The organism is Neisseria canis (assembly GCF_900636765.1).
GTDB lineage: Bacteria > Pseudomonadota > Gammaproteobacteria > Burkholderiales > Neisseriaceae > Neisseria > Neisseria canis.
In genome coordinates, this window is the sequence record NZ_LR134313.1 from 2,392,913 (window position 1) to 2,405,891 (window position 12,979).

Annotated in this window: 13 protein-coding genes and 1 pseudogene; 5 read left to right on the forward strand and 9 right to left on the reverse strand. The window is 52.1% G+C overall.

What is annotated here, in order from left to right:
* Positions 1-22 precede the first annotated feature (22 nt).
* Complete coding sequence (hemF, locus tag EL143_RS11320; RefSeq protein WP_085417116.1) at positions 23-928, forward strand: oxygen-dependent coproporphyrinogen oxidase; 906 nt, start codon at positions 23-25, stop codon at positions 926-928.
* Between the two features lie 333 nt (positions 929-1,261).
* Here hemF and EL143_RS11325 read toward each other — a convergent pair whose 3' ends face one another.
* From EL143_RS11325 to tsaB, 4 genes are all read right to left on the reverse strand, one after another.
* A complete protein-coding gene (locus EL143_RS11325) occupies positions 1,262-1,513 on the reverse strand; it encodes a hypothetical protein (RefSeq protein ID WP_085417115.1) in 252 nt (83 codons plus the stop codon).
* Between the two features lie 748 nt (positions 1,514-2,261).
* Positions 2,262-3,095 carry a uracil-DNA glycosylase family protein gene (locus EL143_RS11335; protein ID WP_085417113.1) on the reverse strand — a complete coding sequence of 278 codons (834 nt, stop codon included), beginning with the start codon at positions 3,093-3,095 and terminating at the stop codon, positions 2,262-2,264.
* Positions 3,089-3,532, reverse strand: a complete 444-nt coding sequence (rimI, locus tag EL143_RS11340) for a ribosomal protein S18-alanine N-acetyltransferase (RefSeq protein WP_085417112.1) — start codon at positions 3,530-3,532, stop codon at positions 3,089-3,091. The genes EL143_RS11335 and rimI overlap by 7 nt, the downstream gene beginning before the upstream one ends.
* Before the next feature lie 3 nt (positions 3,533-3,535).
* Positions 3,536-4,213, reverse strand: a complete 678-nt coding sequence (gene tsaB / locus EL143_RS11345; protein WP_085417111.1) for a tRNA (adenosine(37)-N6)-threonylcarbamoyltransferase complex dimerization subunit type 1 TsaB — start codon at positions 4,211-4,213, stop codon at positions 3,536-3,538.
* Between the two features lie 158 nt (positions 4,214-4,371).
* On the opposite strand from tsaB, the gene gluQRS reads away from it, so the two are divergent.
* A complete protein-coding gene (gene gluQRS / locus EL143_RS11350; protein ID WP_085417110.1) occupies positions 4,372-5,259 on the forward strand; it encodes a tRNA glutamyl-Q(34) synthetase GluQRS in 888 nt (295 codons plus the stop codon).
* A gap of 470 nt (positions 5,260-5,729) precedes the next feature.
* Positions 5,730-7,418, forward strand: a complete 1,689-nt coding sequence (locus EL143_RS12775; RefSeq protein ID WP_085417577.1) for a calcium-binding protein — start codon at positions 5,730-5,732, stop codon at positions 7,416-7,418.
* A 71-nt stretch (positions 7,419-7,489) separates the two neighbouring features.
* Here the strand turns inward: EL143_RS12775 and EL143_RS11360 are convergent, their stop codons facing one another.
* On the reverse strand, positions 7,490-7,837 hold the full coding sequence (locus EL143_RS11360; protein WP_085417578.1) for a SpoIIAA family protein: 348 nt from the start codon (positions 7,835-7,837) through the stop codon (positions 7,490-7,492).
* A gap of 69 nt (positions 7,838-7,906) precedes the next feature.
* Positions 7,907-8,764, reverse strand: coding sequence for a DMT family transporter (locus EL143_RS11365; RefSeq protein WP_085417579.1), 858 nt, complete (start codon positions 8,762-8,764; stop codon positions 7,907-7,909).
* An 82-nt stretch (positions 8,765-8,846) separates the two neighbouring features.
* On the opposite strand from EL143_RS11365, the pseudogene EL143_RS13025 reads away from it, so the two are divergent.
* Both EL143_RS13025 and EL143_RS11375 read left to right on the forward strand, forming a co-directional pair.
* Positions 8,847-9,652, forward strand: a pseudogene (locus EL143_RS13025) (integrase core domain-containing protein).
* A 245-nt stretch (positions 9,653-9,897) separates the two neighbouring features.
* Complete coding sequence (locus tag EL143_RS11375; RefSeq protein WP_085416210.1) at positions 9,898-10,296, forward strand: MliC family protein; 399 nt, start codon at positions 9,898-9,900, stop codon at positions 10,294-10,296.
* 232 nt (positions 10,297-10,528) lie between these two features.
* Here the strand turns inward: EL143_RS11375 and EL143_RS11380 are convergent, their stop codons facing one another.
* The 3 genes from EL143_RS11380 to modA all read right to left on the reverse strand — a co-directional run bounded on the left by EL143_RS11380 (position 10,529) and on the right by modA (position 12,845).
* A complete protein-coding gene (locus tag EL143_RS11380; RefSeq protein ID WP_085416211.1) occupies positions 10,529-11,179 on the reverse strand; it encodes a sulfate/molybdate ABC transporter ATP-binding protein in 651 nt (216 codons plus the stop codon).
* Positions 11,179-11,853 (reverse strand): molybdate ABC transporter permease subunit, encoded by a 675-nt coding sequence (gene modB / locus EL143_RS11385; RefSeq protein ID WP_085416212.1) that lies wholly within the window; start codon positions 11,851-11,853, stop codon positions 11,179-11,181. Before modB ends, EL143_RS11380 begins: the two co-directional genes overlap by 1 nt.
* A gap of 242 nt (positions 11,854-12,095) precedes the next feature.
* The gene (modA, locus tag EL143_RS11390; protein WP_085416213.1) at positions 12,096-12,845 is read right to left on the reverse strand and encodes a molybdate ABC transporter substrate-binding protein; all 750 of its coding nucleotides are present in this window, start codon (positions 12,843-12,845) and stop codon (positions 12,096-12,098) included.
* Between the last annotated feature and the right edge of the window lie 134 nt (positions 12,846-12,979).

Here is a 12,979-nt window from a genome sequence, read left to right on the forward strand (position 1 = left end):
AAGCCGAAACCAAAGGACAATCATGCAGACACAAGTTGTTTTAAACGTTTTGCAGCAACTGCAAAACCGCATCTGCGCGGCGCTGGAAGCGGAAGACGGCGCGGCGCGTTTTGCTGCCGACCGCTGGCAGAGCAAATTGGGCGCAGGCGAAAGCCGCGTATTGAAAAACGGCGCCGTGTTCGAGCAGGCGGGCGTGAACTTTTCCCATGTAAAAGGCGCCGCCATGCCCGCCTCGGCCACCGCACACCGCCCCGAGCTGGCGGGTGCGCCGTTTGAAGCAACGGGCGTATCGCTGGTGATTCACCCGAAAAACCCGTATGTGCCCACCAGCCATGCCAACGTGCGCTTTTTCATCGCCTATCCCGAAGGCAAAGCGCCGGTGTGGTGGTTTGGCGGCGGCTTCGATTTAACGCCGTTTTATCCGTTTGAAGAAGACATCGTTCATTGGCACACCGTAGCGCGCGATTTATGCCGCCCCTTCGGCGAAAGCGTGTATGAAGAATACAAAAAATGGTGCGACGATTATTTCTATCTGAAACACCGCGGCGAAACCCGCGGCGTGGGCGGCTTATTTTTCGACGATTTAAACCGCTGGGATTTCGATGCCTGTCTGAACTTCATCCGCGCGGTAGGCGAGGGCTATATCGAAGCCTATGCGCCGATTGTGGCCAAGCGCAAAAACACGCCCTATGGCGAACGCGAACGGCAGTTCCAACTTTACCGCCGCGGCCGCTATGTGGAATTCAATCTGGTGTGGGACCGCGGCACCCTCTTCGGCCTGCAAAGCGGCGGGCGCACGGAAAGCATTTTGATGTCGATGCCGCCGCTGGTGCGCTTTGAATACTGTTACGAGCCGGAAGCGGGCTCACCGGAAGCGCGGCTGAATGAATTTTTGAAGCCGAGGAATTGGTTGGAAGAATTGGCTTGAAACAAAAGTAAAGATATTCAAAAATAAAAATCAACAGCCAATTTAGAAAATATACTTAAATTACAACATATATTTTCTAAATTGCATCTACCTATTAACAAAATACTTTTCCGTAATAAAAGCAAAAACAATAGTAGCAATCAAACAGGATATGACTATTTGTATTAAACCAGCTCCCAATAAATAAGAAACAAATGCAGAAATGATAAAAAATACAGCATAAAAAACGATCTTTTTGATTTTCATAATTGAACTCAACTTAAGTTATTCGATTATAGAAACAAAATTAGCAAGCAAAAGATGCAAAGATCGCATCTTTTGCTTGCTAATAAATTACCACCAGCCTGCGACAGTATAAGCAGCAGCGCCTCCTAAAGCTCCTCCAACGAACCCAACCGCAGCACCAGGAATAGCACCAGGCCCGAAAGCAGCACCAGCAACACCTCCTGCAATACCAGTAGAAACAGCACCTGTAGCAGTATATCTACCAAACTCTTTCCAACTCCATGCACCACCAGCAATCAAATCCAATTCAGCCATAGTTAATTCACGGGCACCAAATTCATTTATCACTAAAGTTTGCATAGTAATCTCCTTAAAAAAATTAAAAATAAATATAGTATTCGACTATCACAAATTAAGCAGAAAGAAATTATTTATTTCTTTCCATATTTAAGAATAAAAAATCTCAATATTTTAAAGAGCTCTTTTATTCTTAAATTCTTTTTATGGAATACTGTACCAGCATAAATTATTCCATAATCATAAATAGTGACAAGTCGAGTGTCGTTAAGTTCAAATTTTTTCAAACAGGCTTTTTCAATTCAACCCAAAGTGAATTAACTTAAAAATTGAATGCCTATCATATTCAGATTTGACTCGAATATCTCCCTTTGCGTCGATTATGACTAAATAATCAGATTACTCTTTAAACAGCTCCCCATTATTTCAGTTTGCGCTTCATGGCCGCGCGGCCACTTACTTTCTTTGCTTCGCCAAAGAAAGTAAGCAAAGAAAGGCGACCGCGATTGCCGGTTTGCTGCGCAAACTGCCCTCATTGCGCGGGATTTTCGGGGCGGCCGCTAGTCGCTTCGCTCCGGGAGCGGCCTTGTTCCCCCGAAACCCTCGCTCCGTTCGGCGGCGCCAGCGGGCAAGCCGTTGTAACAAAGGTTACCGAAACCCAAGATATTCAGGACGAATGCTTGTATAGCGAATAAACTTATTTTTATTATGTTTTTCGTCATGCTCGGGCTTGACCCGAGCATCTTCTAAGGTTACAGGAATTCAAGATGCTTGGGTCAAGCCCGAGCATGACGAACGTAGTCAATTCCGCCTACTTCAACACTTCCCTCAAGCGCTTCAATTCCACCCACGCTTCGGCCTTTTGCAGCGGATGGCGCAACAGGCGGGCGGGATGGGGAACGGTAAACACAGGCAGGCCGCCGCACAGTTCGGCCATCGTATCCGCCTGCTCGGGTGCGGTGAAAAACTGGCCGAGAAACAATACGGCCTGCGGCCCGGCAAGCTCGAGTTCGGCACGGATGCGCGGCAATGCGCGGGCGAGTTTGGCGGCGTCGGGATTGGGGTTGAACTCGGTAGCGTCAAGCCAGCTGGTGGGGTGGGTTTGCTGCATGTCCATGCCGATGGCGGCCAGCATATTGGCCAAAAGTTCGCCCACTTTGCCGCTGAAAAGCCGTCCTGCGATATTGTCTTCCGGCGACGGGCAGATGCTCACAATCATGAGCTTGGCCGGGCGAACGGTTTCAGACAGGCGTTGTTTGTGGCGGGCTACGGTGTTGTCGGGGTCGGGTTGCGGCTCTGCCGGAACAACCTGTTTCGCCGCCTCTTCGGCTGCGGCTTCCCGTTCTTTCTGGCGCAGGGTTTTCAAGCCCAATGAGGCCAACGTGGCGGCATGTGCACCTGAAATCGGCACGGCCGGCGCGGCAGGTTCGGGCGGCACAGGCCGGGCGGCTTGCGGAACCGGTTTGGCCACCGCTTTTTCCGGTGCAGCAACTTGTTTTGGAACCTGCGGCAAAGCCGCTGTTTTGACAGCTTCAACCACGCCCGCTTGTTCGGATTCGGCGGGCAGCACCACGGCGCCGCGTTTCAGCCACATGGGGCCTAATCCGAGCGCTTCGTGCAGGTGAAGATAGCGGCTGCTCAGCATGTTTTCTCCATAATCAGGGCGTCTTCGCGCCGGTTGCCGGGCAGGGAATAATAATCGCGGCGGCGGCCTGTTTGGGCAAATCCGTGTTTCAGGTATAAAGCTTGCGCGTTTTCGTTGCCGGCGCGCACTTCCAGATAATAATGCGTTGCACCTTCTTTAATGCCTGTCTGAAACCATTCTGCCATCAGGGCGGTGGCGATGCCGCGGCCGCGGTGTTCAGGCGCGGTGGCAATCAGGTGCAGCTCGGATGTTTCAAACAGCGTGTGCCACACGATAAAACCCAACACAATGCCCTGCTGTTCGGCCAACAGCACGGTTTCGTGTTGATTGGCCAGCGCACCGGCAAACTGCGCTTCTGACCACGGCGAAGGGTTGCACATGCGGTCGATAGCGGCAAGCATCGGGCAGTCGGCAGCGGCGGCGGGGCGGATGTTCACGGTTTACCCCTGCGCTTTGCGCTCGGCCTGCTCTTTTGCGGTGAGCGCGATTTTGTTGCGCACATAAAGCAGCTCGGCAGCCGCTGCTTCTTGAGCGGGATAGCAACCGCTTTGCGCCAAGTTCAAATAGGTTTCGGCAGTGGGCATATCGGGCACGCCGTCAAACGGCGGCGGCTCGGGCAAAGCGAAAGCATTGCCGATGCCTTGCGGTGTTTTGGTGTTTGCAGGTAAGTCGGTGTCTGCCACTTTGCCTACTTGGTAATCGCTCAGGCGGCGGCGGTGTTTGGTATCGAACCATGCGTAAAACACTTCGCCCATGCGCGCGTCGGTTGCGGCCAATACGCATTCTGCATCGGGAATCTGGTAGGCAACGGCATCCAAGCAGGGGATGCCGATTAATAACGTGCCGTAAGGCGCAGCCAAGCCTTGCGCCACCGCCGCGCCGATACGCAGGCCGGTAAACGCGCCCGGGCCTTGCGCATACACGATTGCGCCCAAGTCGGCAGCCGCAATGCCCGCCTGCTCAAACAATCGGCCGATTTGCGGCAAAATCAAATCGGATTGGCGGTTGCCCGCTTCTTCATGAAACAGGAATGTTTGCCCGTTGGCACGCAGGGCGAGGGATAAACAGGATGTGCTGGTGTCGATGGCCAGCACGGGCTTGGAAAAATCGGCTTGCATGGTTGTTCGGATTCTGTTTTCAGACAGGCATTATAGCATTGGGGCAGGGTTTCGGAGGCGGCAAAATGGGGTAGAATGCCTGATTGTTTTTTCAGACAGGCCTATCACGGCAAACATGCCTGTCTGAAATCTTTCCCACTTTCAACACAGTTCAAATCATGTATATCGGACGTTTCGCCCCCAGCCCTACCGGCCTGCTCCACATCGGCTCGCTGCTAACCGCGCTGGCCTCTTATGCCGACGCCAAATCGCAAGGCGGCAAGTGGCTGGTGCGCATGGAAGATTTGGATCCGCCGCGCGAAATGGCCGGCGCGGCCGACGATATTTTGCGCACGCTGGAAGCGTTCGGCTTTGAATGGGACGGCGAAGTGGCATATCAAAGCCGCCGCTATGCCTTGTATGAAGCCGCGCTGGCCGATTTAAAACGGCGGAACCTGGTTTATCCCTGCTATTGCAGCCGCAAACGCTGGCAGGCAGCGGCAACCTCAGGCGCAGACGGCTTTGTGTACGACCGTCATTGCGCGGTACAGGGCTACACACCGCCGCCAAACGCGAAAACGCCCGCCTGGCGGCTGCGCGTGCCGGATGAAACCGTGGGGTTTGACGACGCAGTAATCGGGCATTATGCGCAGAATCTGGCGCGCGACATCGGCGATTTTGTGCTGCTGCGCGCCGACGGCTTTTGGGCTTATCAGCTTGCCGTGGTGGTGGACGATGCCGAGCAAGGCATCACGCATATCGTGCGCGGGCAAGACTTGCTGGTGTCCACGCCGCGCCAGATTTGGCTGCAACGCTGCTTGGGCGCACCCACGCCACATTATGCCCATTTGCCGCTGCTGGTGAACTCTTTGGGGCAAAAATGGTCGAAGCAGACAGTAGCTCCGGCACTTGATACGCAAAACCGCGGAAATTTGCTGCGGCAGGTAATGGCTTATCTCAACCTGCCCGCCGCCCCGGCAACGGATAATCCGCGCGAATTGCTAGATTGGGCCGTGTCTCATTGGAACATAGGCAGCGTGCCGAAGGCAGCAATCAATACGGAATGACGGTTCGGGCTGCCACACCCGAACCCGCTTTATCATTTTCAGACAGGCATTGTTATATCTGGCCGACCTTATATAACAACAACGCCTGTCTGAACGTATATTTAAACAGACCAATAAATAGTATCTTAAATAACTATTATTAAGGTAAATAAAACATTAAAAACAAATTCAGAAGATATAGTTTTGTTTTAAGTTAGGTTTTATAAAAATAAACCGTTTCCATGTGTTTTTTGTTTAATTTGTATTTATTTGCTTGGTATAATCGTATAGCATGTAAGCACATTTCGGGATGCGCGGTTATTCATATATCGGATTAACCTTTTGGCTTTTAACGTTTTGCGGTGTTTCAGACAGGCCTGATTCAAAAACCGAAGCCGTTAGCCGCATCCCACAATAGTAAAACAACTTTAATAACACGGCTGATCCGAATCGTTACGGCCGGCCCGACAAATAAACAGAGAGGTTAGTATATGAGCGTTACACAATGGTTCGAAGTAAACGGCTACGACAGCCGCACATCGAAAGAACAAGGCGGCTTCAACACCAATAAGCAAGCCATCACGTTCAAAGGCCAAGTCGATCCGGCCAGCACCGATGTGAAAATCTACACCTACCGGACAGCCAAAGAAAACAACGGCGAAACCGCAATACGGGAATATTTTACAACCATTGATAAAAGCCAAATTAAAGCAGACGGCACATTCACCGTCTACGGCCTTACCGAAATGAGCGGCGAAGTGCGCTTCGAGCTGCAAGCGGCATCTGCTTCGGGCAACATTACCGCAACCCGCATCGCCGGTACGGTGGAGGGCAACAACCAAAGCATGCAGGTCATTTCCGAAAACGGCGTGATGTATCCCGACTTCAAGGGCAACTGGCACAGCTACTCGCGCGACATCGACATTAAAGGCAAAGTAGAAGCCGGCAGCCAAAACGTGCGCGTTAAAGTGGATCGGGAACACTACACCATCAATGACATCGATAACGAAGGCAACTTTACCCTATCCCTGAAAGATTTGAACGCCGGCCAGCACACGTTTGTTTTAAAATCCACCGATGCCGACGATAATCAGGGCAAAGACATCTACACCATCAGCACGGGCCGAAAATACGGCGGCGGCGCAGTGGTGATTGATCAGGACGACAACGCATTTATGCGCAAAGGCCAAAAAAGCCTGAGCGGCAACGTATTAACCGATTATTTCGTTGAAAAAGGCGGAAAAAACCCCGGCATATTGAGTTTCAGCGTTAAAGGCAAAAGTGCGGCCGTGGGCGAAGAATTAACCATCGACGGCGTAGGCACCATCCAAATAGATTTCGGCGGCGGATATGTGTTCAAACCAGCAGAAGGTTTCAGCGGCCGCGTGCCCGACATTATTTACCAAGTAGCCAACGGCACGGATACCGATTATTCGGTATTGTCGATCCGCGTAAACGAAACCGGCGGCAATGCTTACGGTGAAAGCATCATAGTAGCCGACAATGCCGACGGCGCCAACAATGTGCTGCAAGGCCGCTTGGTTAACGATGTGTTGATCGGCGACACCCGCAACACGTTCACCAAAGGCATGGGAGACGACAAAGTCGTGTACACCGTTAAAGCCACCAACGACACCATCGAAGGCAACAACGGCCACGACATCCTGTTCGGCGACAACATCAGCACCGAAAAACTCGACTTTACCGCGCCCGACGGCAGCACGGCCTACGAAGCCCTGCGCGCCTATGTGGATCAGCAGCTGGGCAACAACAGCGATGATGCCGTGCGCAGCTTTATCGCAGGCAACTGGGCGACCCTGCTCGACAGCAGCAGCAACGGCGGCAACGACATTCTGCGCGGCGAAGTGGGCAGCGACATCCTGATCGGCGGCGCGGGCGACGATTTTCTCGACAGCGGCGAAGGCTATGACAAATATGTGTTTGTGACCAACAGCAACAGCGGCCGCGACACCATCAAAGATTTCAATCTGGAAAAAGACAAGCTGGTGTTTACCGAAGCATTGAGCGATCAAAACGCTTCCTGGAACGATACCGCACACATGCTGACCTTTACCGGAAACAAAGACGGTCAAACTTACAAAAACACCATCACGTTCCAAAACTTCGAAACGGGTATGACATTGGAAGATGTGTTGAAAGCACAAGAAGTATTGGGCTAACCCGTAAAGCCGAACAAATGCCTGTCTGAAAAATTTTCAGACAGGCATTTTCAATTCATCCGGATCAGCCGTTAATCAGCCCGCAACCACGCCTGTGCAGACGCCGCATCGTCGAAATATTTAGGGCGCTGGTTGGTAAGCAGGCTTGAAATATGCGTACCCAAACGAATCCACACATCATCCACCACAATCGCGATGCGGCCGAATTCGTCTTCATGTTCGCGCAAAAACTTAAGCTGTTCCACCGCCATGTCGATGGTGAAATCCTTCAGCATGGATAAATCCAACAGCAGATCCGGCCGGTGGATGCGCTTGACCGTAGAAAGCGCGGCTTCTTCAAAGCTGCGGAAATCCTCCAACGTAAACTCATTATAGAGCGCAATGTCCAAACCGTAGTCTTGTTCTCGGATCGAAATCATTTGGTTCTCCTTGTCTTATTGTATTAACCGGCAAACATGATGCCTGTCTGAAACCGCTTCGGCATGCCGCTATTTTTTCAGCGCGCTCAACACACCGCTCAACACTATAATAACCATCCCCAGCCATTCTTGCCAGCCGATTTTATCGCCCAGCCAAAAAATACCCGCCAGCGTAGAAAACACCACCGTCAGGTAAGCCAGTGCGGCCACCGTGAATTTCCGCCCCACTTTATAAGCATGCGTCATTGCAAGTTGCGCACCCAATGCCGAAGCGCCGATGCCCAAAATATAAAGCCAAGCCGCACCCGAAGGCATATGCCAGCCTGAAACCGTTGCCCATGCCGCCCCCATTACCGTGCCGACCAGCGAAAGATAAAACACCACCCGCCAAGCCGGTTCCCCCAACAATGAAAGCTCCCGCACCTGCAAATACGCCCAGCCCGCCAGCAAACCGCCCAGCAAACCCACCAAAGCGGCCACCTCCTGCCCGCTCTTAAACGAAGGGTTCAGCAGCAACACCACGCCGGCAAAGCCCAGCACCAGCATCAGCTGCGTATAGGTCGGGATTTTCTCTTTCAACACCAAAAACGACAGCAAAGCCAAAAAAATCGACGAGGTATAGCTGAGCGTTACCCCCGTAGCCAGCGGCAGGTGGACAACCGCATAAAAAATGCAAAACATGCCCAAAGTGCCCGAAACACTGCGGTTGAGGTGTGCTTTCAAATGCGGCGTGGCAAATGTTTTGCCTTGCGCTTTGGCAATCATACCCAACACCAGCGCCGAAAACGCCATGCGCCAAAACACCAGCTCGCCCGTGCCGAAACCGTGCTTCTGACCCATTTCTTTAATCCATAAATTCATCAGCGTAAAGAGCGCGGCAGCCACAACCATCCAGCCCGAGCCGAGAACATCGCGTTGATCAGCCATATCCAAAATCCTTATCCGACCGCACATCTTAAACTGTAAGAAACTCTAGCGTTGTTTACAGTATTTGAAAGACAATACTGCCATGAACATCCATAAAAACACCCGCCTTACCCCGCACCAACGCCAAGCCGTTTGGCGCGCCTATACGCAGGATAAAATCACCGTTACCTCACTGGCCCGGCAATACCAAGTCAGCAGGGTTACCATTTACCGCATCCTAAAGGCGGCACGGCTGCAGCTGCTCGCACCACAAAACAGCACCAACAACCGTTTCAAACAGGCCAAATACGGAATGAAGCGTTTGGCAAAAGTGGAAAAAACATCGAAGAAAAGCTCAAGAAACAGGCCAAACGCTACAACAAATCCTATCCCGGCGAAATGGTGCATTTCGACACCAAACGACTGCCTTTGTTGCAAAACCAAAAAGCAACCGCCTCGAGAGATTACCTGTTTGTCGCCATTGACGACTATTCCCGCGAACTGTATGCGGCCATTTTGCCCGACCGTACAGCGGCTAGTGCGGCCAAGTTCCTTTTGCGTGATGTGATTGACTGTTGTCCTTATACCATCGAATGTGCCTATTCGGATAACGGCATGGAATACCGTGGCAATGCGTCGCATCCGTTTGCGGTTGCCTGTGTGCAGAACAACATCAACCAGAAGTTTACCCGTATTGCCCGACCGCAGACCAACGGTAAGGCAGAACGGGTAATCCGCACCCTGATGGAAATGTGGCATGACAAAGTTCCGTTTATGGATTCGGAACACAGGCAGAAGGAATTGTGCCGTTTTGTGAATTTTTATAATACGGTTAAGCCGCATAAGGGCTTGAAGGGCGATACGCCTTTTGAGGTTTTACAGGCTTATTTTTCTCAATCTGTTGTGTAAACAACGCGAGGATTTCTTACATCTTAACATGTTTCAGACAGGCGTCGTCTGCTTTATGCCTGTCTGAAACGCCCTGCCCGCCCGCTGCATTTGTATCAAAAACGCACATTACTCCTGCGAACTTTCTGCATAATGGCGTAAATTAGCGTTAAACCTGTTTGCCTTGTACTGCCCCCAACATAGTATAAGTCTGTACCGGTAGCAAGGGTGTTGCCGGGAACCATCTTTCTTGGAGAGAATAAACTATGAAAATAAAATCTTTACTGTCTGTTTGCGCCATCGCTGCTTTGGCCGCCTGTACCACGCCTGAGTCAAACCACGGTCACAATCACCAAGGCCACAACCACGGCCACGATCATAGCCACGATCAAAACCAAGCACCGAGCGGAAACGCAACCAAATTTTCATGCCGCAACGGTTTAGCCGTCCAAATCCGCCCGATGGGCAACGATAAAATCGAATTGACATTGGATGACAAGCGGGCCGTTCTCAGCCAAACCCGTTCCGGTTCCGGCGAGCTTTACACAGGTAAAACCGGCCTCTTCGGCAGCGGCGCACAATGGCATTCAAAAGGTAACGAAGCCTTTTTCAGCTTTGCCGATCCTTACGGCAACAAAGTAGACACTTCCTGCAACGCTATGTAAGCGGCTGATTGTTCAAAACGCATCCTGTTACAGGATGCGTTTTTATTACGGGGAAATATCGGCAAAGCATCTACAGTGAATCAACTTAAAAAATAATATGCTCGTCATACTCAGGCTTGACCCGAGTATCTCTTAAATTTACCGTAACTCAAGATACTCGGGTCAAGCCCGGGTATGACGGTATCGTTCTTAAACTTAAGTAAATTGACTATATTTTCAGACAGGCATCGATTTATGCCATCCCCAAACTGCCTGCATCCATACGCCATATTTCATCCGCCAACGCTTCCGCATCCTGCATATCATGCGTAATCAGAATCAGCGGCACGCCCTGCTCTTTGGCCAATTCGTTCACTTCCTGCCGCATTTGCGCGCGCAAATCCGTGTCGAGCGCGGAAAAAGGCTCGTCCAGCAGCAGAAGCTTCGGCCGGTTGGCCAAAGCGCGCGCCAGCGCCGTGCGCTGCTTTTGCCCGCCGGAAATTTCTTCGGGATAGTGCGCAGCCACATGTGCAAGCTGCATACGCTCCAGCCACGGTGCGGCCTGCGCCAGAGCCTGCCGCTGCTTGGGATTGGCCAGCCCGCTGTTGAGACCGAACGCAATGTTTTGCGCCACGGTTAAGTGTGGAAACAGCGCATAATCCTGAAACACCAGCCCCACCCGCCGCTCTTGCGGCGGCAGGTGTTTTTTGCCGTCGAACCAGCTTTCGCCCTGTATTCGGATATGCCCCGAATCCGCTTTCAGCAATCCCGCCAAAATATTGAGCGTGAGCGTTTTGCCCGAGCCGGACGCGCCGACAATGGCGATATTGGATGCGTCGGACTGCAAAGCGGCATCCAGCCCGAACGCGGCAAATGTTTTCCGCACCGAAAAATCAAACCGCATCACGCCCTCCTTCCTTTGCCGCCCGCCACCCGCCCGATGGCCAGCAAAATCACCACGCACACCGCCGAAATCAGCAATACCAAACCGTTGGCCAGCGGGTCATTGCCTGCCTGAACCGCTTCGTAAACAGCGATGGAAAGCGTTTGCGTTTCATTCGGAATACTGCCCGCCACCATCAGCGTGGCACCGAACTCGCCCAAAGCCCTTGCAAACGCCAGCAGCACGCCGGCCAAAATGCCGCGCCAAGCCAACGGCAGACTCACACGGAAAAACACGGCAGCGGCACCCAAGCCGAGCGAACGGGCGGCCTGCTCAAGCTGCGGATTCACATTTTCAAAAGCCGCCCTCGCCGGTTTGAAAATCAAAGGGAAAGTCACCACCATGGCGGCAACCACCGCGCCTTGCCAGGTAAAAATCAACGTGATACCGAAATGCTCCTGCAACCAAGCGCCCAAAGGCCCTTTGCGGCCGAGCAGTACCAGCAGGTAATAGCCGAGCACGGTCGGCGGCATCACCATAGGCAAAGTGAGCACCGTATCCAGAAAATCGCGCCCGAAAAATTTCAGGCGCGCCAGTGCAAAACCCGCAGCCGTACCTAAAACCACGTTAAACAGCGTGGCCAGCCCGGCTACTTTCAGCGAAAGGTAGAGGGTTATCAAGATGGATTCAGTCATAAGGGTAAGTGAAACGTTTTCAGACAGGCATAATGCGTATGGTCAATACAGTCATACCGGATTCAACCCAAGCATGGCGGAGCCAACCAATAAACTTATTTTTCATACAAGTCAGCCAAACCGCAGCATATTAAGTTGCTTAGATTAAGCGGCTGCTCCAAGCGCATCCTGCCGCAACCATAATGGATTTCAGACAGGCATTGCGCCTGCCGGACACAATGCCTGTCTGAAAACAGCCGTGCTTAAGGCCGGGTAAAACCGTATTTCCGCAAAACCGCCTGCCCTTTGGCAGAAAGCACATAATCGGCGAAGCGTTTGGCTTCGACCTGCTGCTTGCTGTCTTTCGCTACGGCAATCGGATAAGTAACCGGTTTCTCCAGCGGCACAGTCCACAGCACTTTCACTTTGTCTTTCTGAATCTGCGCATCGGTGTTGTACACAAAACCCGCTTCCACCTCGCCGCGCGCTACATAATCAAGCGCCTGACGTACGTTTTGGGTGTTGATGATTTTCGGCGTGATCGAAGTCCACACGCCTGCTTTTTCCAAAGCGGCTTTGGCATAACGGCCTGCCGGCACGCTTTCCGGATTGCCCACGGCAATGCGCTTCACGCTGCTTTGCTGCAAATCTTTCAAACCCTTAACAGCCAGTTTGCTGTCGGCAGGCGCCACAACCACCAGCGTGTTGCGGGCAAAATTTTTACGTGTGGCGGGCACGATCAGGTTTTGCCCGCCGGCCATATCCATGGTTTTCTGGTCGGCAAACGCCAACACGTCAACCGGCGCACCTTTGGCAGCCTGCTGCAATAACGCGCCGGAAGCGGCGGTGTTCAATTTGATTTTGGCATCGGGATGCTGCTTTTGGTATTGCCCGGCAATTTCTTTAAACGCATCACTCAGGCTGGCGGCAGCAGACACGGTGATTTCCGCGGCAGAGGCGGCCGGCACGGCGGCAATTAAAGCCACTGCAAAAGCTGTTTTGCGAAAGTTCATGTTTTTCCTTTTTTGGTATCGGTTTCATAAGCAGGGCGTTTATAACACGCTCAAAACGTGCTTTTTATACCACTTTTTAGCTAATACTAAAGTAGTAGTTTTGCCTTCCGGATGCGTGATTCTTTAAATTGATT